Genomic DNA, 26,409 nt, shown 5'->3' on the forward strand with positions numbered 1-26,409 from the left:
TGATCACTGAAAAATCCTACAAAAAATATGATCCTTAGGAGCTCATATTAGTGCTGCGTTGTAGCGCTATAGCAGCTTGTTGTTCTAAATCACCTTCCTTAATTACATCAAGCTTTCCTTTCAACGCCTTAGTCTTTTCAACACCTTTGGTGATTATGTTTTTATCAAAAACTGAAGCCACTTTTAAAAAAAACTCACGTATTTTATTTAAGGTTTTATTGGGTTTATAGCTTAAATTTGCCTGCAATTGTGCATCAACCTGAGCGTTTGGCTGCTCCTTAGCTTTAACTTTATCAATAAGTGCTGTGCCAAATTCGGTTCTTTGTTCTTTGTTCATTATTTTATGAGAGGGATCCATGCACTGGATTTCTTTATCGAGTAACGCTATAAAATGATAAACATCTTTCTTATATAAAGTAACATCATGCAAATGTTCGACTTCTCTTCCTTCCTCCCTAAGCCGACTATTAATAACCTCTAACAATCTACCGCGAAGCCCATACGTAAAATGCCCTCCTTTGGGCAAGTCAGTAATCTCACTTAATGAGCGAATTAAATCCTTCGCATTAATATTAAGCTTTTTATTTTCATCGATCAGTTCATTAATATCAGCTGGAACAGTTACCACTACAGGCTTTATACATCTCACTAAATCACAACCCTGCTCTAAACATTCAAGCATTATTTCCTGATCCGTGCGGCTGTAACTTTTTATATTGGTGAATAACTCTCGCACCTTTTCCCATTGCCCTTCTTGCGCATAGAGTGGAATTAATTGCCGCTGGACTTCAATATTGTCTTGAGCTACTAACTTTTCTAAGGCTTCAATTTTTTCTTTACGCTCAGAGAGCAGATGAATTCTATCGAACTCTGCTTTAACTTCTGGAGTCACCACAGGAATAATGGAAATTTTTGAGGGGACCATAGATGCTTTTTCTCTTGGTAACGCCTCAATAGCATCTTGGATTTCTTTTGCTGCCTGCAGCCATGTTATTCCATTTTTATGCTTAAAAGCCTCATCGACCAGTTTATTAATGTGTTCATATCCAGGGATGTCTTCTAAGATACTTCTCACATTCAAGCAATAGGCTTCAGGAGAGCAATAAGTGTTGCGTTGTATGTCATCGATACCTCGTGCTTTTGCACGAAGCATAAAGTCCATATAGGGATCTTGACCAACAACCGCTGTTCCGACCAGCCCTATATTTTTTTTCCATACGTCCAAAGGAATAGAGGCTGATTTTTCCTCACCCCAAGTCATAATGCGAATATTTACTTTATCGTTTTGTTCATCAAACTCAATATTTCTCACGATAAAAAAATGACCATCCATAAACCGTTGTACGGCATTTTGGTCTTTAGGTGCCCCATCTTCTGGATTGAGGATATATGCAGCAAGAGATCCTGTACCTGCAAAGCCAACCATATAACCATCTTGAATGAGTAATTGTAATTGTTTTATTCGCTCTTTATCATTGATGGGAATATTTTGTACATGGTGGTAGCCTGCTTGTTTCATCCAACGGTTTACTTCATGATGCGTGGTCACACCAAAAAGCTGTTTGGCAAGCTCAGCACCTTCTGCACTGTAACCAACAGTTGTGTTTTCTGAAGAGCGTATCCCATTTAAAATAATGTGATCCACATCATGAAGCGTATCTCCCGCTGAGCTTTTTTTATTTGCCACGGCTTGGGTTACCTCAATTCGCAAAACACCTTCTTTTCCGGCAAATTCTTTAAGATCACAAACTCCTGTTGCGGCTAATTCAGCGGTTATTTTCACATATTTCAAGGGATTAAATAGGGCCATATTGTGCACAAATGCATTCACACCACAGACCTGATCATCACGCTGATTAATATAGCGAGGGTCCAATACACGAATCATCATCTGTAATGTAAGTAGGTCACGATCAAAATTTTTAAATTTAAGCGGATCTACTTTATTTAGAAAATTGTCGCCCTGATAATCTTCGTAATGACACTTTATTGAATTTAATAAAGGAAATTCTTCGAGAACTCCACGGATGGCCTCTTGTTCACCAGTTAAAAAAGCAAATGCTTCAAGCTGTTTCGCTACGGTATATAACTTAGGGTTATTTTTACCGTACCAATCATTTTGAGTGTCTCTAAGATGCTCTTGGTATTTTTGCAATAAAATTTTTGCTAATTTTTGTACATAAGCTTTTGATAAAGGCGCATCGTCTTCATTGCCACAAATTTGTGTTACTTCATCTAAAACACGCAAATAATCCTGATATGACGTGGCCTTTCTACCGTCGGTGAAAGTCGCATCAAATATTGGCTGTCCATCGTCTCCATAGGTTAAAAAGTCTGTTAAAGGAAAACCCATAATGACCCCAAACAAAATAATCATCATTCATGAATGAGCAGATAACGAGACGTTATTTAGGAAAATAAGCCATGCTACTCTTCACTTGTAATGATAAGTATAGTTAAAAATTTAGGTAGATGGTCTTTTTGAATAGAAATGTAATATGTAGCCTGGGTGTAGCGCGGTGAAACCCGGGGGCTTTGCACCAATTTCCCGGGCTCTGCTGCGCCACATCCAGGTTACTCTATGTACTGCTGTAAAAGCGCAAATGCTTTTTTCGCGTACTCAAGTGGAGGCGCTTTGGCAGGATCCTGTTCTGCTTCAACGATCATCCATCCAGAATATTGATTTTTTTGCATCATGTTAATGATGGGCGCGAATTCAAGCGCACCATCGCCAGGAACAGTGAAGACTCCTGCGCGCACCGCATCCATAAAGTTCATGTGCTCGTTTTTCACTTTATCGAGCACCTCAATGCGAATGTCCTTTAAATGAACGTATAAAATGCGCTCCTTGTATTTATTGATTAAATTAAGTGAATCAATATCTGCAAATGCAGCATGCCCAGTATCCAGTAATAACGAAACCAATTGCGGGCTTGTATTTGCCATTAAATAATCGATTTCATGCTCATAAAAAACTCCTGTTCCCGCATGGTAGTGATAAACAAGTTGCATATTAAAATCATGGGCAATGCGCCCCATAGCATGCAATCCTTGAATCAGCGCCTCCCACTGCTCTGCACTAAACTCCGGCTTATGTGGGCTGAGAATAGGGCGCTTTGTTCCTTGAATCGCATGCCCACATTCACATACATTGATAAACGATGCGCCCATCGCTCTCATAAAACTTAAATGATCCATAAATCGTGATAAGGTGTGTTCATACTGATCTGGCTCAGTAAAAAAAGTACTGAACCACGCGCTCGATAATTGTAAGCCATGCTCAGTTAATGCTTTTTTTAAAATAGAAACATCGCGCGGGTATTTATTTCCTAATTCGGTCCCGACATAACCTGCCGCTGACATTTCACTAATACATTGTTCAAAACTAATCTCTTTACCCAATTCAGGATCATCATCATTGCACCAATTAATTGGCGCAATTCCCAGTTTAATGCGCATAAATAATTCCTTAATATTAAGACAATATAAGACTTCTTTCGAAACTCGCTGCAGTAAGTAACGTGCGAGGAGAAACGGAGCGCAGAATCGGAGTGTACACGCAAGTACATGAGGATTCGAGCACCGCATCGACGAAGCAATTTGCCACTGCAGCGAGTTTCGAAGAAGTCTATTCTCTAACCTGTTTCAGTTGTTCCTGCATCATTTGATGTGCCTTAGTCACTTCAGCAGAATTAGATATTTCTGCAACGCCTACACGCCACCAAGTTTGATATCCAGAGCTCATAGTCTTAGGCAATATGGGTAAGACAATCACTGAGGAGGTTTCTTCATTACGCGCAGCATGCATCACCACTGCCAATTGCTCATAAGAATCTGCAAAAAAGGCTTTAGCACCCAATCCTTCGGCATATTTAACAAAATCAATCGGTAAATAATCTCCAGACAATTTCTTGGTTTTAGCTTCTCGATAGCGAAACTCATTACCAAAACCTTGGCTGCCCTGGCTTTCCTGTAAATTTCTAATACATTGAAAACCATGATTATTAAAAAGAATAATCGTTATTTTCTTACCTTCTTGAATGCTGGTAAGCAACTCGGAATGCATCATGACAAAACTGCCATCACCGACCAAAACATACACTTCACCAGCATTGTTTTCCTTAGCGAGCCTAACACCTAAGCCTGCTGCAACTTCATAACCCATACAGGAATAAGCATATTCCAAATGATAATCTTTAGGTTTTTTGGATTTCCACAGACGGTGCAAATCCCCAGGTAAACTACCTGCAGCACAAATAATGACATCATCTTCCGTGACCATCTCGTTTAATATACTCAGTACTTTGGTTTGCGATAAACCCTCTTGTTCAGCAGGAGTCACCGTAGCAATACGTTGTAATTCCTGTTGCCATTCATTTTGATAATGCAGCACCCTTTGCTGATATTCTTTAGACGTTTGATAGTTTCCTAATTTTGTCCCTATTTGCTCTAAACCTGTTTTTGCATCGCCCTTCAACATCAAGCCATCCATTTTGATTGCATCAAAACGAGAGACGTTGAGATGCATGATCCGGCACTCTTCATTTTTAAAACCCCATTTGGATGCGGTAGTAAAATCTTGTAACCGTGAACCAATCACGAAAATCACATCCGCTTGCGCAGCAAGAACATTAGCAACTTCAGATCCTGTAACACCTATTCCCCCCACGTTCAAGGGATGACGCTCAGGCAAAGCACTTTTTCCAGCCTGTGTTTCAGCTACTGGAATTTTATGCTGCTGTGCAAATTGCGATAAAACCTCAGTAGCAAATGAATAATGTATCCCACCGCCTGCAATAATGAGTGGTTTTTTTGCATTGCGAATCAGTTGAATTGCTTCCTCAAGTGCACGTTCACTAATCGGTTCTCTATCAATATGCCATAATCGTTTTTTGAAAAAAGAAGCATCATAATCATATGCCTCAGATTGCACATCCTGAGGTAAGCATAAAGTCACCGTACCCGTTTCAGCAGGATCAGTTAAAACCCTCATCGCATTGATACATGCTGTCATCAATTGTTCGGGACGCGCAATTCGGTCCCAATATTTACTTACTGGTTTGAAGCAATCATTCACTGAGAGCGTGTAATCGTGAGCCACTTCAAGCTGTTGTAAGACGGGATCCGGTTGTCTGCAGCTGAATGTATCCCCAGGCAGTAACAACAAAGGAATTCTGTTGGTGGTTGCTGTAGCGGCAGCAGTAATCATATTCGTCGCCCCCGGTCCTATGGACGACGTACAGGCAAAAATGCTTAATCTATTTTTTTGTTTTGCGTACGCGCTAGCAGCATGAGCCATTCCTTGTTCATTATGGCCTTGATAATAAGTTAAACCATAATTATCGTATTCAAGCGCCTCACCCAAACCCGTCACATTGCCATGCCCAAAAATTCCAAATACTCCCGCTACAAATTGATGTTCTTTGCCATCCATAACGACATATTGATTCGCTAAAAACCGCAATAAAGCCTGAGCCATTGTTAATCGAATTTTCATAAACATCCTTTATAATCTAAGTCTTTTTCCACACCCTGTTATTTGCTTTGCTTGTTCGTGTCCACTCGTGCTCTTTAATAAAAGTGGGCAGAGTATAAGGATTGTCTTGTAAATGACGTATAAACCAAAGTGTATAAAGAGCATATCCTGGTGCCGCGCAATGCGCATGACTCTGACCCTTGGCAATATGGTACGTATCATAATTCTCAATACGCAAAACCTCTTTTCCATTCTCACCAAATGCATAACCCTGGGGTTCAGAAAAACGGTAATGATAGATTTCCGGTTGGTCATGATAATGAGAAGGATAACTTGACCAACGTCCTTGAAAGGTAATAATTTCGCCAACCACCAAATTAGACTCTGGCCTGTTGCGTTTATCAAACACCGTCCTCACAATACGATAAGAGCTATCATCTAAGATATCTTTTCCTCGATTATCCAACTCCAAAAGATTAGATTGATTAAATAATAAAGGCGCAAATGCGGCATGATTCTCTGTTTCAATAAGTAAAATCTCACAATCGCTCAACGCGTCAACCGCAGCTCTTTGCCCTGCAGGACAATGTAGAACAACCGGTTCTTGGGAAAAATAATCGTAGCGCTCAGCATGCTGGCTTTGATTGGCATAATGAAATACCACTTTTCCCGTCATTAATAATGCCGCGAATTCATAATGATCATTGAATAAATATTTTTGCCCCGCATTTAATTTAAGCGAACTAAAATTCATGCCCTCATGAGATAAGGAATCCAATGTCACAATGGTATTCAATCCTTGAGTAAAACCGTGTGGATTTTTAATAAGAAGCTGTGGATTTTTCGGTGTGTTCTTTTGATGTAATTGAGCCAAATAAGTACTTTCCCAAATCCGCGGCTCGGCATCAAAATGCTGTATAAAATAATCTAATTCTTCTTTATAGGGTATCGCTGGAGCACAACCATGACGAGTAACGACCAAAGCCCCACAGGCATTTGCATAAGCCGTCGCTGCCTCCCAAGATGTTCCTTGTAACAACGACGATAAAAGACCTGCCATAAATCCATCACCAGCGCCAAGTACATTAAGGACTTCGACAGGAAATGGCTTAGAGGCCAAGGGTTGACTATTACCCGCAAAATAAACTTCAGCGCCTTTTTCACCGCGCTTGAGTACGATGGGCGCCCTGCTCAATGCACGAATGTTCTTGAGTGCGCTATGAATTTCATCACAGCCACCAGCAATACAAATTTCCTCTTCAGTACCTACAATTAAATCACAAAAAGACAAAATGCGTTGGTAGATTTGACTTACCTTCATGCTTGCGCAGTATCGTGTTTCTCCATTCCCGCGGGTGGTCAGTCCCCAAAGTACCGGACGATAATCCAAATCAAGAACTATTGCAGTTTCTGTATGTCTTGCAAGCTGAATCACCTCTTCTGTAGTGTGCAAGATGGCATCGGTAGATAGACCAGTGCCGGTTATTAAAATGGCTTTGGTCTGTTGTAATATGCTTTTGTTAATTTGCTGCGACTTAATTTGCATGTCAGCACAATCAGTACGATAAAACATTAAGGGAAATTCATGGGGTGGTTTAATACCCAGCAATACGAGTCCAGTCAAATGCTCTGGGGTTTCACATAATAAATCGGTATTGACGCCCTCACGTTCTAATTCATTTTTTAAAAAACGTCCCATCTCATCCTGACCAACACAAGAAAACATCATGCACTGAAGCCCAAGACGCGCAGTCCCCACCGCAATATTTCCCGCACAACCGCCTAAATATTTTCTAAAACTCTGTGCCTCACTGAGTGATACGCCAATTTGCTCTGCATACAAATCGACTGCCACACGTCCCATACAAATCAAATCAACAGGTCTATTCGCATCAAAATAAAATGGTGGATAAGTCATACTGCCCTCAACTCAAAGAAACAGGTAATTTAGTCACTAACGATTGCTTCGCAGCTTGCGCAATGCGCAACGCCTGTAAACCGTCTCTTCCTGAAACTGGACTTGGGTTATTATGTAGCCACGCATCATAAAATGACTCTAACTCTGCTTTAAAAGCTTGTTGATAACGTTCTAGAAAAAAGTATTCAGGATTTGCTTGCTCGGTGAGCGTATTGGTGTAATGCATCACGGAATGCTTCAGCTGATTATTTGCCAGTAACATCCCTTCCTTGCCAAATACCTCAATCCGTTGATCATATCCATAAACAGCCTGACGACTGTTATCAATTACCCCTAAAGCGCCATTAGCAAAACGCATTTGGATAATTGCCGTATCGATGTCATCCAATGCTTCAAAATCAGGATTAATCAGTACCGCACCCGTGGCATATACTTCAACAACCTCCGATTGCGTCAGAAAACGTGCCATGTCAAAATCATGAATGGTCATATCCATAAACAGGCCGCCGGAGGTTGCACAATACTCCTTAGTAGGACAAGCCGGATCACGAGAAGTAATTTTCACAAGATGTACTGCACCAATGTCACCTGCTTGCACCTGTCGCTGTAGATGCGAAAAACTGGGATCAAAGCGGCGGTTAAAACCGAGTTGTAACAAGGTATTGTTTGCCTGAATTGTTTTGAGTACATCCACAATTTCTTCTTCATGCAAGCCAATTGGTTTTTCACAGAAAATGGCCTTTCCGGCGTCACTTGCACCTTTAATCTGTGCTACATGTAAATTCGATGGAGACGCAATCAAAATGGCATCTAAATTTTGCTGAGCAAGCACTTCCTCAAAATGAGCGTATTGGCCTGCAATAGATAATTTATCTGCCCATGCTCTATCCAGATAAGGATCGGCAATGGCTTGTAACACAAATTGTGGCAAATGGTAGGCGATATTCTCTGCATGCAGTTTACCAATTCGCCCTGCACCAATAATCCCAATACGACATCTTCTTTGTTGGTTTGTACTGTCCATCTCTAATCTCTCACTAATTCAAATTCGTTTGTTTTTATTCCTGGTAATTCATTACCAATGTCTCTAACTCGTTTACCTGCTAACAAATTCTTTTCTATTTTTTCTAGGGAAGCTCCCGTAGTCTCTGGTACAAAATAGTAAACAAAGAAAAAGGCGAGCAAGCATAATAAGCCAAATAAAACAAAAGTAAGCACGCCTAAATTTTGATAAATTGCCAGAAAAGAAAGAGAGACCACAAAATTAGCCCCCCATTGCACCACCGTGGCAATGCTCATTGCAAGACCGCGGATGGATACAGGATAAATTTCAGAGATCAAAACCCAGAATAAAGAACCGACACTAATGCAATACCCCATCACATAGACTGATAGTGCTCCTAAGACCCAAAATTTTTGGCTGGGCACTTCCATATTAAATAACAAACCAACTGCAAAAAGACTGAGTGCAGCAATGAGCGTCCCACTTAACAATAAGAAACGTCGACCTAATTTATCTACATAAAAAAAGGTCAGGACCGTAAATAAAAAATTAACTACCCCCATACAAAAAGTAGCTAAAATTGCGTTAGAAACCGGATAAAATCCTGCTGATTCAAAAATCACCGGTCCGTAATACATCACCGCATTGATCCCTGAAAATTGTTGAAATATTCCCAAGGCAACTCCTACGGCCAGAACAAAAATAATAGGCGGCTTAAACAATAAATTATATTTGGGTTGAATTGTATTTAAGTTAGTTTGAATTTCATCAATTTCTTTTTGAATGTTATAACCCACCGGACGAATCCGCTTTAAAGCATGCAATGTCTTATCGATGCCGTATTTTTTCATCAGCCAACGCGGCGAATGAGGAACAAAATGCATTCCTACAAATAAAATTAAGGCCGGAATGCAGCCTATTCCAAATAAAAATCGCCAGCTGTGCGCAGAGTAATCATGAAAAAAATAGCCGATTAAATAAGCAATCGCCTGGCCAAAGGTAATCGCCAAACCATTAATTAATACTAAGGTGCCTCTTCTGTTCGGTGGCGCTATTTCTGCGATAAACAGTGGCGCAATATAAGATGCGATGCCGATACAAATGCCAATGATGAATCGGCCAATTAATAAGAGTATGAGGGAGTGTGTCAGTGCACACAGTGCTGTCCCTAAAATAAACCCCAAAGCAACTGCTTTCAAAAGATAACGCCGACTTAGTTTATCTGCAAAGAGCCCACTCAAAGGAATACCTAGAACACAACCAAGTAAACTGATGCTTACTACTTGAGACCATTGCCATTCTGAAAGGGCTAATTGGGCCATCACCTGATCCTTTACGTCGGCAATTACACTGGAATCAAAACCAAATAAAAAACCACCAAACCCAGCAATCAAGGCAACAAAAAAAATAAATGAATTAACTCCATCATTCATAACATCACTTTCCTTAGCATCATCCGTAATCGATGCTGATGTTATCACCGTATATAGTGAATAAATAGAGGGCAATGAGAATAAATTTAACTAATGTTTTCCTTGGTTTTTTAACATGATGAACATAGTCTATATGACCTACGTGAACGTATGCGTGCCTGAGAAATTATTGTCTCTGAGGCTATCTTCTTATAAAATTTATGCATCAAAGGAACCTGCTTTTTCGGGCACGTGCCCGTATAAAAAATAACACAGCAGAAGGCGTTTATCTTCGCACAGGTGATCTTGGTTTTTTACACGAGGGAGAACTGTACGTCTGTGGTCGCATAAAAAATATGATCATCGTTCGAGGCCAAAATTATTATCCTCATGATATTGAGTTGGCAGTAACACATGCTGATCCAGCGCTGCGCAAAGGTTGTGTCGTTGCGTATGCGAGTCAATTGAATCATGAAGAAGGAATCGTTGTTGTCGCGGAACTAAAAGCCCAAACGCCCAAACATTATTATTCTGAGTTAGCCAACAAAATAAATCAAATGCTTGCCCAGGAAATCCATCTCTCAGCCCAACAAATCATATTGCTACCACCCAAATCAATTCCTAAGACCACTAGTGGCAAGTTACAAAGAATTAAATGTAAGGAACTCATTGAAGAACATAAAATCATCCCTTTATTCTCCTATTGCGCGCCAGAGGAGTTGTACGAAAATAATAGGCCGAATCAATTACTGCCTCTTCTTCAAGCTGCACCGGTAGATAAACGTTCTGAATTGTTGCAAAACTATCTGCAACAACTCATTAAAGAGGTGGCGCATTTGCCGCAAGAAAGCGTGATTGATCCAGAACGTCGTTTTATGGAAATGGGTATGGACTCGTTAATGTTCATTGAATTTAAAAACACGCTGCAAGAACTTTTAGACAATACGGTCGCACTCACTAATGATGTATTTTTTGAAAACGATCATCTTATCTCATTGAGTAACTATCTCTTAGAACAACTACATTTAGAAAACACCCTTGAAGAATTGCTTATCCCTAAAAATGTACATCAAGACATACACTTTAAGGGAGGAGAACATGCCATTTTATTATTATATGGACTTAGTGGCACACCTCTTGAACTGATGCATCTCGCCAGACACCTTCATCAGCAAGGGTATAGCATTGAAATTCCGCATATTGATGGATATGCTTTTTTAAAAGATAAAAACACCAATCTCCCCCATGAAGAATGGATAGAATCAGTCGCTCGTTATTTTCAGGATATGAAACAAAAATATAAAACCGTTTCCGTTGGTGGATTATGTGCTGGCTCTATTCTCAGTCTGAAACTTGCCGCATTGTTTCCCTCACAGGTTGAATCTTTGATTATCCTGTCGCCCTCATTTTTTTATGATGGCTGGGCTGTGCCATGGTATTCTTTTTTATCACCACTGATTTATCATACTCCGCTGAAATATTATCTTTACTATAAAGAAAAAGCACCTTATGGCATTAAAAATGCAGAAACACGCAGAATAATTGAAGATGAAATGCAAGAAAATCGATACTCAATTACTGGTGGCTCAAAAATATCCTATTACCGGATAAATGAAGCCAAACGATTAAACAAAAACGTGAAGCAAAATTTAGCAAGCATCAGTTGCCCAGTACTGATGATCCATGCCGTTGAAGATGAAACGGCCAGCCTACGCAATGTTAATTTTATAGAAAATAAGATTAAATCAAAAACCAAGAGAAAGGTCATTCTAACCAATAGTTATCATATTGTTACGGCAGATAATGACAAAGATATAGTAGTTAATGAAACCATTAATTTCCTTAAACAAAACGTATCATAAATAAAGTTTTCTTAAGTTGCTCAAGTCAACCATATTCATCAGCGTAGTACCCGTCTGTCCATTCTATTTTTTATGCAAAACCACCAAAAATACATTTTTCTCCAAAGTGTGCATATAATTTACATAAGAGCCATGTATTAGAGGTACGTATGCCTAGAGTCGATGTGGTAATGGATAGCGGTGGTGCTATAAGTATGGCCGGATCTGATGATGAGCATTTTACCGATGGTTTTGGTGGATGCACTGCATTTTATGCGCGAACTGATTCAGGAGAAATCTACGGGCTTTATCATCTCAGTTCGACTCTTGATCGAGCGCCACAAATGGTAGACGGGGTTTCCGATTCAAATGAACCATTTAGAAACTGGATACGTGACCTAAAAGCACAAACCGCAGGACAACAAGTTCATTTTTTCCTGGGTACTCCTTGGCTTTTTGGAGACCAAGAAAAAGTTGAAAAATCGCACCCCATCTTGGGTATGGAGCGATACTTAAGAAAAATTTGTGCCCAACATGAACTGGAAAATTATGACATTACTTTATTAAATATGATTGATGTTGAGTGCATTTCCATTACCGAAAAAGGCATGATGTGTTATGGCTATAATGGAAAAGAATTAGGCACCCCACCGATGGCCAAATACCAAACTGACGAAGAGATTTTTGAACATCTGGGCTGGAGCAATCAAAAATGCCTTCAATACCTCACAGCGGATCCCAATGTAGACTTTGATGGAAGGCTAAGAGAAAAATACAAAGGACGATGTGAGCAAGAGGCGTTAGAAAAACAACAATTAGAAATGCAAGCAAAACAAATAGAGATGGAAGCCGAATACAAAGAGATGGAACAACAAAAACAAGCAAAGCTAGTAGCGATAAAGCAGCCCATTTTAGACGTATTAGGAAATATGGTAGCACAATACCAGCAGCTAGTTGATGAGAGCCCCAAAGGAGATAGCCAAGCAGTTTTTCAGTATCTTTTTGCACAAGAATTACTCGGTGCCGTTGAGTCAGGCGATCTAGGCTTATTACAAGAAATGAAACGACTTGATTATTTCAAACAAGTTACAGAAAAAAGCTCGTTTTCTTCTATTTTCTCAAAAGAACGAACTGAGCTTGGAAAAATTTTTTATCAAGCAGAGCTGGCTCTGACCTCTGCTCAGGCACTCCGCGTCGAAGAAAGCCCATCCATATTACGAAAATAGAAACAATAGAATTTCATTAGCTCAGTTAATAAATGCTATTGTTATAAAATTTCTAATTCTGCAACCAAGTCTTACAAATTGCTACTCAAATAACTAATGCGTGCAACAAAAACATCATGCTAAGATACAAAAAACCTTAGGGTTTGCTTCTATTTGAGCCACCTCACTTAAGATTCTACATAGTGATATAGGAGATCTGCCATGGGACAAGGAGATAAATATGATATGCACTTTAAAATACTTATTCTGGGGGATAGTCGCGTAGGGAAAAGTACTTTGGTGCAACAATTTGTTGGCGAACCCGCTGATGATTATTATTGTGAAAGTTTAGGCGTTGATTTCAAAGAAGCCATACTCAATTTTTTAAATCACCGCATTAAGCTATGTATATATGATGCCTGTGGTAATCCTAAGGTAGACTTTTTATTAAAACCATATCTTTCTATCGTACAAGGTGCTTTTGTCTGTTTCGATGTCACCAACCCCCTCTCATTTTATAATATAGAACGCCATATAAAAAAAATTAAGGAACAGCACCATGATATCCCAATATTTCTAATCGGTTGTAAGTCCGACTTGAGTCATACACATTCAGTAGAAACAGAAAAAATCAAGGAACTGGTGGCGCAACTGGGACTGCCATACTTTGAAACATCGGGGCGCAAAGCAATCAATGTACAGGAGCCTTTTACACAAATAATGCAGCAAATGTATTTTTTGTCACTGCAGCCCTTGCTGCAAAAAATCATACCTACTCTCGAGCAGCACCTTCATAATTATTTGCAATCCACACCTGCATCCAACAATGTTTTTAGCTTATTTGCAGGTCGAAGTGCTCGAGAGAATCTCTTAATAGAGGAGTATAAAAAAAAATTAGCGGCACTTAGCCAAAGCAAAAGTGTACACGAAGTTGAAGCGTTTTTTAGAGCGACTTTAGACATTATTGAACGAGCAGATAACCTTTTTGCCGCTGAAAATCCATTTTTGAGTATGATGGCCACAAGTCCACTATCAAAAACACTTGGAAAAACCTTATTTGATTTAGGCAAAACGACAAAAGATTTTATCGATTTATCTGCCTTAGTCGATGTGAGTCAGTTAAAAATTTAATGAGGTGGTTTTGGGCAAACATTCATGATAGCTTTAGAGAACAAACACCCAGTTTATTGCCAACATCATGAACAATCGCCTTGTGAAAAGCGCCGTATTAAGTCTACTCCTCGTCTACTCAGCGTTGGGTTTTACAGACACTCATCGAGACAGCGTCTCTAAAGAAGAAGTGAATGGTACCTTCCTTATGCACTTTCCGGCACCGCATAATGACATGGCCAATGAACTGACTGTCCGTGCACTGGGTGGTGGAAAAATTAATGTGTCCTTTAAATTAGTCTACCCTTATGTGGTCAATGGCGAGCTACAAGCTAACAGCGGTGAGTTATCCGGAGTTGCCAGCATTAAAGGCGATACGGCCATATATTCGTCATCTGAATATGGTCAATGCACCATTACCATAACCTTCGTTAAACCTGGAGTGTTGTCTGTAAAACAAGAAGGGACTGATGCTGATTGTGGTTTTGGCCATAACGTCTATGCCGATGGAACTTATTATAAAAAATAAAAACAGCCAATTTTGCCCATCGCTCAGGCTGGCATCAGCTTAGACATCAGCACCTTCATAAAAGCATATATAGCCGGATGCAACGAAGTGAAACCCAGGTTATGCTCCCTCAGAACTTCTCCGGCTACTCATAAGTGAACACGCATACTTTTTCTGAGGGTTGCAATAAACGCAACACCAGGATAAGTCATTTCGTTTAGGTTGCTTTCATTTAGTGATTATGATTTGATTTTACTAAAGGGAATTAACAGGCGAGTATTATGATATACATCCTCTATTTGCTTCTCTTCATCAGTCTACTGGTTGTATTACAGCGTAAGTTTATATCATTTAATCAAGTCATTACGACTTTATCTGACATTACATCAAAACGTAATGCTTTAGAACATGAAGATTTATTGACCCTTTTTGATAAATTCAATTACGAACACGACGATGGGGTATGCCACGGCTTTACGTTAACCTGGGCTCAGGAGGCAGCACTTGGAGTGGAACATCAGTTTTACAATCGCCTAAATCTGATTAAAAAAGAAAAAGAAACATTACCCACCTCCTTGCAAACCATTACCGAAAAAATAAAATCCAGTCAGACGCTGTCCTCAAAAGAACGAAAACGCAATGAAATAAAGCCTTTTCTTGAAGCCATCTGTCTGGCTCAATCTCCTGACGATTACTCCGAAATTTATGCACAAACGATTCAGCAGTCTGACACCGATATTATCTATAAAATGATTCAGTTGCACCTCGGTAAGGCCCAAAATACTGTTAAAAATCTCTTCGGTAAAACAATCAGCGTGGCATCGCCTAAAGAGATGCGCGGATTTATGCATCAACTGAATAACCTCCTCGCCATTAAAAATCAGGTTGCAGTGGTATGCAGCAGCGAAGAACACACGGTGGGCTTTAAAAAACATAAAGACAATACCTGGTTATTTATGGATATCAATCACTTATACGAACAAAGTGAAGAGTATCCTTATCAATTGTTAACCAGTGAGGAGCTTGTTCCCGTCCTGTATCAATCCCTTTTTGAAACCAGCAAACAATTGGTATTCCATTGTTCGTTCATTGCAAAAACAGGGCAACGAAAATTAGCACAGCAGCTGCAGGCGCTCGATGACTTATACCCCGCCACCCCAGAGGGCATGCAAATCAGCAATTGTCGTGGCTATGGTCCGCTCGCGCTGGCAGTGCAAAATGATGATAGAAATACCGTACGCGAAATACTACGATTACACAAAAGCGCTCCTGTAATCAGTCAATCCGCATTAGTGAATGCACTTTTTTATGCGGCAGCATGTAATCGAGCGTCCATTATGAATCAACTCAAAAATACGCCGCAAATAGACATCAACCATCCTTGTGATACTGATGAGAACACCCCGCTTGGCGTTGCCTGTAAATATGGTAATGAAGCGATGGTGCGCTCGTTACTTGCTGATAAGCGTATTAACGTGGATGCACAAAACGCTGAAGCGATGACGCCCTTAATGGTAGCCTGTGCATCATCCTACACCCAAAGAAATCCTACACTCTTTAAGTTGCTTTTAGCGGCCGGAGCCAATGCAGCACTGACCAACCTTGACGACGAAACAGCACTCGATATCGCAAAGAAACATCATAATAAAGTCGCCATGGATATCATCGCAACGCATCGCTCTAAGCAGGCTCAGCAATCTAATGCCAGTGGTTCGCAGAGCCAACGTTCCAAATGCACACGGCCTGGTATCACGGGTTCATTCTTAAATAATTCTTTTCTTAAAAGGCAGGATAAGTCCATTATGAAGCCCCCGCAAAAAGAGGGCTTCACAGAAACGCAACAGTTACAGGATGAGCCAACAAAAATGTTCTACCTATAAAAATTATTTGGCGGGGAAACAGTTAAGTTGCCTGCACGTGCCATTCCAACGCAGGTGTGCATTAAAAATGTAAAACGCCTAAGCCGACAACCCCAGCAACAATCAGATAAATAGCGACAATATAATTTAATAAGCGAGGCATAAGCAGTATTAAAACCCCCGCAACTATTGAAATAATCGGTGTAAGATGAGTCGTAAGCATATTGTTCTCCTCCGTGAACTCAATCTAATTATAGCAGCCATTCCGATGAAGTCTTATTGGGGCGGTCTTGGATTGAATAAATAAGTGAGCTCCAAAGATATAAATCGCATACCCTCTCCCAAATAACTCAAGCTGATAAAATAAATGAATCTTTGCTTTGAGCCTTGAGATCACGAAGAAGTTGGGGCATTTGCCCTGGGATAAGCGCATTTCAAAATGATTGGCACAATGTAGATAGTTAACCCGCTCTGCCATGATTTTGTAGCACCCTTAATAAATAATAAACACATTATATTTTTCTGTGTTAAGCTTGACCAATATATGAGAAGCGAGTTTGGTCATGATAAAAGTTGGACAATTTAATAAATTAAAAATGGTACGAGAAGCTCCATTTGGGGTATATCTTCAAGGAGGAGAATGGGGAGAAATTTTATTACCCAATAAATCGGTGCCTAAAGGCGCTTTAGTTGGTGATGTGCTGGATGTATTTGTTTATTTTGACTCTGACGACAAAATTATAGCGACAACAGTGCGTCCTCATGCCAAATTAGGTAGCTGTGCTTATTTAAAAGTGATTGATGTAAATCCTGTAGGCGCTTTCCTTGACTGGGGATTAGACAAAGATTTATTAGTCCCCAAACCAGAACAACACCGCCCTATGGAAAAGGGGAAATCTTATCTTGTTTATTTAAAGCAAGATAATCAAGGGCGTATTATTGCCAGCTCAAAAATCGATTATTTTTTGGATAAGACAGAAGCGCACTTTAAGTCAGGTGAGGAAGTGAGTCTGCTTATTGCAGATACTACACCGTTAGGACGAAAAGTAATTATCAACAACAGTCACTGGGGTTTAATCCATGCTGGTGATATTTTTCAAACATTAATTTATGGCAAAAAAATAAAAGGCTACATTAAGCAGGTACGCGAAGATGGCAAAATTGATATTGCTTTAAGACAAATAGGTCAAAGCAGCATTAATGAATTAGCACAACGTATTGTATCCAAATTGGAGCAATCCGGTGGTTTTTTAGCATTACATGACAAAAGCACCCCTGCAGAAATTCAGCAAATATTTTCTGAGAGCAAAAAGAATTTTAAAAGCGCATTGGGACAACTTTATAAACGCGGTTTGATTGATATTGAAGAGCAAGGAATACGTTTACGGACAACAGCCAAGAAGTGTTAATGTTTGCTTCGTGAGGTAGAACGGGCTATAGTTGAACCAAGTCAAATCCCAGTACTCTATTCGATAACATGTCTGAGAAAACCTATTGGGTTTATATTTTACGATGCAACAATCATAGCTATTACACAGGATATACAGACAATCTTGAAAAGCGGTTTCAAGAGCACCTTGCAGGTAAAGGGAGTAAATATACACGCAGCTTCAAGCCCCTCTCCATTGCTCAAAGTTGGGTGATAAAAGGGGATAAATCAATAGCCATGCGAGTAGAACGCTATATTAAAAAACTGTCTAAAGCGCAAAAGGAACAACTCGTACTCAATCCTTATTCTGATACTTTAATCAACATGTTAGCCAATGCGCGTTAGCGACTTTTATTTTAGAAATCGCAAATAAAAAAACAGCAAAAAACAAAACGATGCCGATGTTTGCCTGCAGCCGCGCCCAAAATCGATCCTTGAAGAATAAGATATCAATGCCTACGATTAAAGCGATAAGGATCACGATGTACATTACAATCAATATCTGTTTTGTCATAACATAAAGAATAGTTCACAATAGAACTCATGTTGGCTCTCTAAAAAGATGGGCGTAGATTACACCACTCATATTGTTTATGATGTACATAGCAATCTGAGCAACTGAACGAGTATCGATGTGGGGCGTATCAGACTTTACTGAAAATAAGGACTAACCAATAGGCTCATGTACAGAGCCTTGGAGATAGCAATGGAATACGAAAAACAACAATTGGGTGAAACATCCCTAACTGGTTTCCAAAACCCTCCACTGCCAACAACATCAGCCGAATTTATCACCGTCTTGGCTCATTATCATCGAGGTGAGATCGCACGGATGGCGGGCTGGCGAGACCGAATCGATCGCACCACCAACTGGGCAATTACCGCAGCAGCCGCAATGCTTTCGCTGTCGCTCTCAACTGCGTCAGCACATCATGGGGTACTGTTGTTTGCGATGATACTTGTATTACTGCTTCTTCTCATCGAATCAAGAAGATATCGCTTTTTTGATGTCTACAGAGGACGCGTGCGCCTTATCGAACGCCACTATTTCGCTCCGATGTTCACAGCAACCAGAGCGATTGAGGAGCATTGGGCAGAAGTTCTAGGACAAGACTTACGTGAGCCTCGCTTTCATATGAGCCTTCGCGAAGCAATGTCGCGGCGACTGCGCAGAAACTATATCTGGATGTTTCTTATTCTATTAATGGCATGGATTCTGAAGATATCTTCTCCCAAGCTGCAAAGTGTCGGCACACATCAGGAAATGGGCATGTCTTTCGGCCAGATCGTGAAAGATGCTGCATTAGGCTCAATTCCCGGATGGGTGGTGACTACAAGCGTCGCTTTATTTTTTGGATGGCTTACCTATATTTGCCTGTATTCTCCCAAATATGTCGGCGAGTTGTCGTATGGTGATGTTCATGTTTGATGAGCGAAACATTCTTTGAGTATCTTTTATCATGATCAAAGTATTAAAGTGGTTGACGGAAATCTATAGTAATTGGCGAGATGATAGAGTGGCGAGTCTTGCGGCAGCCCTTGCCTACTACACCCTATTTTCACTTGCGCCAATTTTATTAATTTGTATTACGATAGTAGGCTCTTTATTTGGAGAAGACGCCGCTCGGAGTCAAATATTAACTCAAATAAGTATTGTCGCAGGGGAGCAAGTCTCCACAGAAATTCAAGAAGTTATTAAAAATGCAACGCTCCCAACAAACTCCTTAAATGTGCAAATCATTAGCATTCTCATTTTGTTGTTTAGTGCCACAGGTGTTTTTAGTGAAATTCAAGCCGGGTTAAATATTATTTGGGGGGTTCAGCCGCATCTCAACAAGAAGCGATTTACGGTCATTAGAAGCAGACTTTTATCCTTTGCTATGGTTTTGATTGCAGCCTTGTTATTATTGATTTCCTTGATCATAACGACCTTGCTTGCTGCCTTAAGTAGCCACATTCATTATTTCATAGGCGTTGATATTTTCTTTGAATTGGTCGTGAGTTACTTTATTTCTTTTATAATCGCCACCCTACTCTTTGCGCTGATGTTTAAACACTTACCTGATGTCAATCTTAAATGGAATAATGTATGGGTAGGTGCCTTAAGTACCTCTTTATTATTCATTTTGGGAAAAATATTCATTGGTTTTTATGTAAATCATGCTCATATCACTTCGATATTTGGTGCGGCAGGTTCTTTAATAATCCTTCTAATATGGGTTTATTATTCAGCACAAATTTTCTTTCTTGGCGCAGAAATAACAAAGATTTATGCCACTAAAAAAAGGGATAGAATTACTCCGTCTAGAAACTCCTTGCCCTAGAAAATCAAATGAGTGGACAACAAGATTTTTATTAATTTTATCAATCCTTTATGTGACATGACATATTCCAAAATGCTACTCTCATATTATGTCCTGGCTTTTGGATAAGCTTGCAAACCATAGTCGATTTGCAAGCGGAAGTAAGCAGAACGACTGATTGCTTACCACGAGGCGGCATTTGCTTGATTAAAATAAGCAGACAGACTTACAATTGAACATTCTTTATTTGCGAAGGTTTCTATGTCTAAGAATAATACAAATCCGAAATACCTTACAAAGTCTAAAAATTCTTTTTTTGAAAATCTAATAGTAAAACAACAGTTTTTAAACAGACCCAATGCCACTTTTGAGTGGGATGAGCTGCTTGCCGAAAAAGAGACTCGAAAAAAAATAAAAAGAGATCCAAACCATCGTGAATTCTTCGCCTACATTGAATCTCGATTTGCTTATGACCATGCCAAACTCTTTGACGTCAAATTAAGAGAAGAACATCCAAGTGCCAAAGAACACTTAAAGGTTCGAGAAACCTTACAATATTTTATTAGAGAAAGCATCAGCAAGCATGCTTCTCAAGATGTGCAAATTCATGCTTTTCGCCGATGGATTGATACCGCAATCCGGTTAAGGCAAAGGCATAATTATGAGGGCTATTTTTTAGTGCGTGATACCTTAATGGAAATAGATAAAGAGTATCAATTAACAAAAGATAAGGCGTTTAGGCCCTATCTCAAAAGGTACAATCAACTAGTACACGTCGATGCGACACTCATTGATGAGCAATTAAGAGCAGATTATAGCAAAATTCCACTAAGCGATTTTGCAAACCCTGAGGGCTTTTCCAAGAAACCAAAGGCAAGCGTAAACCTTAAAACATTTTTAGCCGGCAGAGACTACTTAGAAGATGAGCTGAAAAGGAATATTATGGAAGCTCAAGGAAACGCACGCATTAAGGCTTTTTGTCGCTGGATTGATATCGCCGTTGAACTAAGGAACAAGCATAATTATGAAGGATATGTTTTGGTGATTACGAATTTGAGCTTGATAGATCAAATAACTACAAACAAAGATTTCCCTAAATCCTATGTGCAAACCTATGCTCAACTTCTTAACCATGCCGATCCCTCCATCAACTTTTTAAAACTTAGAGAGTTATGGACTAAAGATAAATCTCCCAATAAATTAAAAGCTACATTTTACTGGTCTAAAGAATTAACGAATCTTAATGAAAAGATTGAGATAGCATGCAATCCCGGTGCGCAATTATCTATGCGACAAGAAAAAAATAGAAAACTTGCGGAGATCGATAGAGAACAGCGAAGTTTTAGGGATAGAGCAATGACTTATTCAACCAACATACCAGACCATTTGGAAGTTCAATTTGCAATGATGCAAGAAGAATACAACGATGGCCCCAAAGAACAAGCAGCCTCTCAAAGCAATACGCCCGTAGTTTAGTAAGCAATAGCCTGGTTGCTTGCAACCAGGACACCTTAATCTCTAAACTCAAGTAGCTAGGGCCTTGGCTCAACACATACGTTATCAGATTGTTTCAATAACGCTTTTATGTAATTAAAAAAGACTATGAAATAAACCGCTCGAGAACCATGAGTTTTGCTAAAAAGACCGCCGAAAATTGATTGACGAGTACTAACCATGCATCACATAATTCCATGTGCTCCATCGCTTGCAAATGTATTTTTTTGCAGCGAATTTGATCGAAAAGGAAAGGAAGCATCAATTTGTTTGTGAGTTATTTCGATGGCAAATACTAAATAAGTTTAACCAGAGAACTTTGGACTCTCAAGCAACAATCAACACATAACCATTTAACGGAGGTTAAATAGTTATGAAAAAGGTTTTTTGATATTAGGCACATTAGACATCCTAATGTAGCAACAGTTATCAACTTTGGTAAGAAAAGATCGATCCCATAAGTGAAGATAAAGCCAGCTCGGTATACTTTGTCCAAACCATACCGTTTGCTCACTATGTAAAAAATCGAATTATCGACGCAATTACTGCAAATTAACGTGACGAAAGTTGCTGTTGTCTAGGCCAGTTTCTCTAGTTTTATATTGTTCTGCTTACACTGAGCACACAATCCCTTAACTTCTACAGTGCAATTGATAATTGAAAACTGAATTGAGTTTGCAAATTCTGTAACGGATGTGAAGTCAACGATGCATTCTAATTCTTTGACGAAATCACATTGACTGCAAATAAGAAATTGAGCTTGTCCTACATGATGTCCATGCAAACAAGCAACATAAGATTTAAGACTATCAATACAATGAATAAAACCCTCTTGATGCCAAAACTGAATAGCGCGATAAACTGTAGGCGGTTTTGGATTCTCAATTTGTTTGGATAATCTTTGCAGGATTTCATAAGCACCAAGAGGCTTTCTCTCTTCAACCAATATTTTGAGGACGCGCTCTCTTGGCTCCGTAAATCGATAACCATGTATTACACAGTGCTTATAAGCCTTGTCCAGCAAATTGTATTTCATTAATCATTTTTAAGTTTAAATACGCTGATATTCCATTGTACCACAGTCCTTATTTTACAGAAAAATAATCAAATCACTTTCTTGAGTAATCTACAAAAATTCTTTTGGTTTAAAAATCACTAAATGTGTCTTGTTCTTTGGCAACAGAATGTTACAATGTAACACTTTTAGGTATTAAGCAAAATGAACAGTCACCATCCTAGTGATTACGAACCGGATTTCTTTGCTTAGCCAGATTTTTCTATCGTTAGGTTGCAACGTTACTGTAATGGTCATGATATGTATGAAATTAATATTGACGCACAACTGATTAAATTAAGCAGGCGCTCTGCCAGCAGGTTTTTGCAAAAAATAGGTAGTTGCCTCTCATTCACCTCTATATATCCAGTAAACGGAGGAAGCAATGCATCTTAATTATTATAGATTCCATCTTGCCGGTGACCCAGAACTTTTCGCTGACCAACAAACGGCAGACAAAATCGAACAAATTTTGCAAGAGATAAATGACCTGCAGTTAGTGCGCACAGCAATCGATTTGACGCCCCCTAATCCCAGCATCAGTTTGTTATGTAAATCCTCAGATACTGAAGCCATCGCAACGAAAGTAAATCAGCGCCTATGGGAAGAGAAGATCGCATTTGCCGAATTGATAGAGACAGAAGTAATTGAATATAAAGCAGAAAATGGGCATGCAGATCATGTTTCTTCCTCCACCCCCGAACATTCTGCACATGGTAAAAAGAAACGAAAAAAACGTCTTGCTCACGCCTCCGCTCATGACCACTCTCATGAGCATGACCACTCTCACGACCATGAGCATGACCACTCTCACGACCATGCGCATGACCACTCTCACGACCATGCGCATGGCCACTCTCATGGCCATGAGAATCATTGGCTTAAAGCGGCATTAGGTTTGATTTGGGGAGTAGGTCTACTTGCTCTTTCCATTGCCAGTTTTAATATTCCACTGATTGCCTATTTACTTATCACCGGACTTACCACATTGATGACATTATATTTAGGATATAATGTATATAAATCAGCATGGTATTCATTGCTGGAAAAGAAATGGGATACCGCAGCTTTATACACCATTAGTACATTGACCATCGTCGCCGTGTCAATTGCAAGCATGTTTATTCCCGGACTACCGATGATGTTCGAAGCAGCACCATTGGTTTTGGGGTTTTGGCATTTAGGTGAAGGTATTGAACATACTTTAGTCGGTGAAATCCAGAAAAAATTAGATGTCCGTGACTGTTTGCCTCTCTCAGTCTTATTAAAGGGTAATCCCGATAGAGAAATTTCGGTCAAAAACTTAATCCCTAACGATAAGATAATCATTAAAAAAGGCGAGGTGATCCCTGTTGATGGCATATTAACGGAGAGAGCGCTTCTTTATACTACTCGCGTTGATGGTTCGCCTGATCTGAAAGAATTTAACCCCGGGGATGAGGTGCTTGCCGGCATGCGTTTAGCCGATCATCTTCCTTCCGTGGCAATGCGCGCTACCAAAACATATCAAAAATCTTATCTTTCATTAATCGCTGAGAATAATGCTAAAGCAAATAATGAAAAAGCACCAGTGGAACGATTTGCAAACACCATATTGAAATATTTTGTTCCTGGCCTCCTCCTAGTCGCTCTTGTTTCGGGTATTGTTATAGGTTCATTGTTTACCCCCGCGCTTGCTATTCAATGTGTCGTCTCAGTTCTTGTCAGTGCATGCCCCTGTGCTTTGAGCTTGATTACGCCCTTGGCAGTTAAAATCGGCATGAAAAAAGCATCTGAAAACGGAATTCATTTTAATAATGGCAAGGCCTTACAAGCAGCTGCAGATATAGATGCTACCGCTTTTGATTTAAATGGCACCCTGACTCAAGGGAAAATTGTGGTGCAAGCAGTAAATGTCCAGAAAAAGTATTTGCCGTATCTCGCATTATTAGAAAGTCAATCCGACCATCCGTCAGCAAAAAAGATTAAGTCTCATATAATAAATCGTCTAGGTATTGTTATCGACGAGCAGTTAAAAATAGACCGTGACTCCATTGACCGCCATCATGCGGGCATAAAAGCCGAAATTAATGGTGAGACATTCATGGTAGGCAATAAAAATATGCTCTTGGAGCACGGAGTTACAGTTTTTAATAAGCCTTATGATGACCCTAGAAAGGGTAACATTTATATGGTGCGCAGAACAAAAGTACACGATAAAGAAGAAACTGAAGTAATAGGACAAATTGACTTATTTGACCCTCTCCGTGAAGATGCTTTTGCTACCGTGGCGCAATTAAAAGAGCTCGGTATAGCAATATATATTATAACAGGAGCAGATCAAGATACAGCAGAAAGATATGCTGAGTTACTGGGTATTTCTCCAAAGAATATTTTTGCCAATACAGTTGGGGCTGTTACTAAAAAAGGGTGTGACCTTCATTTGCTGTCCGAATTACCCAAAAGGCCTGCACAATACAAAAACAGCTATGTATTTATCAAAAAGAACGATACTCAGGAACTGTATTATGTTAATCCCAATAGGGAATATGAAAAAGTAAAAATTTTAGATTTCGATTTATTTGAAGAAAAAATAAACACCATTAAAAATAAGGATGAGGCCACATTACATCTCAGTAAGAAGCAAATTAAAGAAATTATAACAGCAAACGGAAGCCACACCCCTAAAAAATGGCAAATATCCAAAGCAAGTTGCATTAAAAGAATACAAAGAAAAGGCCATAAAGTTGCGATGGTAGGTGATGCCGCGAATGATGACACCGCCATTGCCACCGCGGATGTCGGTATTGCGGTTAAATCAAATATTGGCGACACCGCTACCCAGCAAAATGCAGGCATAGTACTTCAGCAAGGCTTGTTATTTCCTATCGCTACTGCATTTGATATCGCTGCAAAAGCAAAACAAAATATTGCTCAAAATCTGTTCGTAAGCTTAACTTATAATTCAGTCATTACTCTAGTGGCTGCCGGGTTGTTTGTTGCCATAGGTTTTGCACTGAATCCCGTGATTGGTGTTGCCTTAATGGTGCTTGAATCTGCTATTGTTTTATCCAATTTATACCTGTTTAAACAACAGGACGTGGTGTTGGCAGAACGGAAAACGCCCTCACCTGCTGATGAAGTTGCTGGAGATACAACCACCAATATGTTGCATTCCTTAGGCCATAGTTTTCAACCTAAAGCAGAAGTTACAGAAACACAAACAGCCGGCTCTTATGTTAAAAGTTTATTTGCTGGAGAACCTCAGTATTCTCCGGATAAAGATACACCTGAGTATGCATCATCATGTATCATGCAATAAAATTGAGGATATTGAAACATTGTAATTTACAATGAAGTCCTCGACTAAATAGGGCCACTGGTTGGCTCATTATTATCAGCGGGCCAAGACTTCTTTTCATTTTCAGCCCTATTCATGTCCACTTTCCAAAAAAGTAATCTTCGGTCTATAGACTCATCCAGGCACTGATTCTCAGTAAACTCCTCCCAAACCAAGGAACATGGGTCCTCGAGTTTATAGTCCGCTAAATTGGTTCCTGGAAGTAATTTATTTTTAAATCGCTCCCCATATAAAACGCACTCATAAACAGAAATAAATTTTTGATACTCCAGAAAAGTAAAATGCGCATAATGTTTACTTCGATGCTCATAAAGGATACACAATAAATCGTGCACTGTAGTTGATGATTCCAGGTCCAGGCTTATTGATTCCGCACTATTTTTTTTATTCATTATAAGTTTCATTGAAGTCCATTTCTCAAATGATCCTTATCCATTAATATATTTTAAATCGCGAA

Annotated in this window: 20 protein-coding genes; 11 read left to right on the forward strand and 9 right to left on the reverse strand. The window is 39.6% G+C overall.

What is annotated here, in order from left to right; all coding sequences use genetic code 11:
• Positions 1-34: 34 nt before the first annotated feature.
• The 6 genes from Lste_RS12010 to Lste_RS12035 all read right to left on the reverse strand — a co-directional run bounded on the left by Lste_RS12010 (position 35) and on the right by Lste_RS12035 (position 9,830).
• Entirely contained in the window at positions 35-2,353 is a 2,319-nt protein-coding gene (locus tag Lste_RS12010) for a tetratricopeptide repeat protein (RefSeq protein WP_058511167.1), read from the reverse strand.
• A gap of 221 nt (positions 2,354-2,574) precedes the next feature.
• On the reverse strand, positions 2,575-3,459 hold the full coding sequence (iolE, locus tag Lste_RS12015; protein WP_058511168.1) for a myo-inosose-2 dehydratase: 885 nt from the start codon (positions 3,457-3,459) through the stop codon (positions 2,575-2,577).
• A 169-nt stretch (positions 3,460-3,628) separates the two neighbouring features.
• Complete coding sequence (gene iolD / locus Lste_RS12020) at positions 3,629-5,497, reverse strand: 3D-(3,5/4)-trihydroxycyclohexane-1,2-dione acylhydrolase (decyclizing) (RefSeq protein WP_058511169.1); 1,869 nt, start codon at positions 5,495-5,497, stop codon at positions 3,629-3,631.
• 16 nt (positions 5,498-5,513) lie between these two features.
• A complete protein-coding gene (gene iolC, locus Lste_RS12025; RefSeq protein WP_058511170.1) occupies positions 5,514-7,394 on the reverse strand; it encodes a 5-dehydro-2-deoxygluconokinase in 1,881 nt (626 codons plus the stop codon).
• Between the two features lie 7 nt (positions 7,395-7,401).
• Positions 7,402-8,418 carry an inositol 2-dehydrogenase gene (gene iolG, locus Lste_RS12030; RefSeq protein WP_058511171.1) on the reverse strand — a complete coding sequence of 339 codons (1,017 nt, stop codon included), beginning with the start codon at positions 8,416-8,418 and terminating at the stop codon, positions 7,402-7,404.
• Between the two features lie 2 nt (positions 8,419-8,420).
• Positions 8,421-9,830, reverse strand: coding sequence for a sugar porter family MFS transporter (locus tag Lste_RS12035; protein ID WP_058511172.1), 1,410 nt, complete (start codon positions 9,828-9,830; stop codon positions 8,421-8,423).
• Positions 9,831-10,030: 200 nt separating this feature from the next.
• Here Lste_RS12035 and Lste_RS18880 point away from each other — a divergent pair, with 200 nt between their 5' ends.
• From Lste_RS18880 to ankG, 5 genes are all read left to right on the forward strand, one after another.
• Positions 10,031-11,671, forward strand: a complete 1,641-nt coding sequence (locus Lste_RS18880; protein WP_058511173.1) for a phosphopantetheine-binding protein — start codon at positions 10,031-10,033, stop codon at positions 11,669-11,671.
• A gap of 149 nt (positions 11,672-11,820) precedes the next feature.
• Entirely contained in the window at positions 11,821-12,876 is a 1,056-nt protein-coding gene (locus Lste_RS12045) for a hypothetical protein (protein WP_058511174.1), read from the forward strand.
• Between the two features lie 201 nt (positions 12,877-13,077).
• A complete protein-coding gene (locus tag Lste_RS12050; RefSeq protein WP_058511175.1) occupies positions 13,078-13,986 on the forward strand; it encodes a Rab family GTPase in 909 nt (302 codons plus the stop codon).
• Between the two features lie 67 nt (positions 13,987-14,053).
• Positions 14,054-14,494 (forward strand): hypothetical protein, encoded by a 441-nt coding sequence (locus tag Lste_RS12055; protein ID WP_237760478.1) that lies wholly within the window; start codon positions 14,054-14,056, stop codon positions 14,492-14,494.
• Between the two features lie 260 nt (positions 14,495-14,754).
• Positions 14,755-16,353 (forward strand): Dot/Icm T4SS effector AnkG/AnkZ/LegA7, encoded by a 1,599-nt coding sequence (gene ankG / locus Lste_RS12060; protein ID WP_058511176.1) that lies wholly within the window; start codon positions 14,755-14,757, stop codon positions 16,351-16,353.
• Between the two features lie 61 nt (positions 16,354-16,414).
• Here the strand turns inward: ankG and Lste_RS18885 are convergent, their stop codons facing one another.
• Positions 16,415-16,555, reverse strand: a complete 141-nt coding sequence (locus tag Lste_RS18885) for a DUF3096 domain-containing protein (RefSeq protein ID WP_083503952.1) — start codon at positions 16,553-16,555, stop codon at positions 16,415-16,417.
• Positions 16,556-16,895: 340 nt separating this feature from the next.
• Between Lste_RS18885 and Lste_RS12065 the strand changes: the two genes are divergently transcribed.
• From Lste_RS12065 to Lste_RS12085, 5 genes are all read left to right on the forward strand, one after another.
• Positions 16,896-17,741: a CvfB family protein gene (locus Lste_RS12065; protein ID WP_058511177.1), complete on the forward strand. Its 846-nt coding sequence runs from the start codon at positions 16,896-16,898 to the stop codon at positions 17,739-17,741.
• 68 nt (positions 17,742-17,809) lie between these two features.
• The gene (locus Lste_RS12070) at positions 17,810-18,106 is read left to right on the forward strand and encodes a GIY-YIG nuclease family protein (RefSeq protein ID WP_058511178.1); all 297 of its coding nucleotides are present in this window, start codon (positions 17,810-17,812) and stop codon (positions 18,104-18,106) included.
• 361 nt (positions 18,107-18,467) lie between these two features.
• Complete coding sequence (locus Lste_RS12075; RefSeq protein ID WP_058511179.1) at positions 18,468-19,190, forward strand: DUF2270 domain-containing protein; 723 nt, start codon at positions 18,468-18,470, stop codon at positions 19,188-19,190.
• Between the two features lie 31 nt (positions 19,191-19,221).
• Positions 19,222-20,085, forward strand: coding sequence for a YihY/virulence factor BrkB family protein (locus tag Lste_RS12080; RefSeq protein ID WP_058511180.1), 864 nt, complete (start codon positions 19,222-19,224; stop codon positions 20,083-20,085).
• Positions 20,086-20,325: 240 nt separating this feature from the next.
• Positions 20,326-21,540 (forward strand): RasGEF domain-containing protein, encoded by a 1,215-nt coding sequence (locus Lste_RS12085; RefSeq protein WP_058511181.1) that lies wholly within the window; start codon positions 20,326-20,328, stop codon positions 21,538-21,540.
• Positions 21,541-22,135: 595 nt separating this feature from the next.
• On the opposite strand, the gene Lste_RS12090 is transcribed toward Lste_RS12085, so the two are convergent.
• Entirely contained in the window at positions 22,136-22,594 is a 459-nt protein-coding gene (locus Lste_RS12090; protein WP_058511182.1) for a Fur family transcriptional regulator, read from the reverse strand.
• A 403-nt stretch (positions 22,595-22,997) separates the two neighbouring features.
• Between Lste_RS12090 and Lste_RS18895 the strand changes: the two genes are divergently transcribed.
• Positions 22,998-25,913 carry a heavy metal translocating P-type ATPase gene (locus tag Lste_RS18895; RefSeq protein WP_083503954.1) on the forward strand — a complete coding sequence of 972 codons (2,916 nt, stop codon included), beginning with the start codon at positions 22,998-23,000 and terminating at the stop codon, positions 25,911-25,913.
• A 44-nt stretch (positions 25,914-25,957) separates the two neighbouring features.
• Here Lste_RS18895 and Lste_RS12100 read toward each other — a convergent pair whose 3' ends face one another.
• Positions 25,958-26,344, reverse strand: coding sequence for a hypothetical protein (locus Lste_RS12100; RefSeq protein WP_272947121.1), 387 nt, complete (start codon positions 26,342-26,344; stop codon positions 25,958-25,960).
• Positions 26,345-26,409 lie beyond the last annotated feature (65 nt).

The organism is Legionella steelei (assembly GCF_001468005.1).
In the GTDB taxonomy this organism is placed as follows: Bacteria; Pseudomonadota; Gammaproteobacteria; order Legionellales; family Legionellaceae; genus Legionella; species Legionella steelei.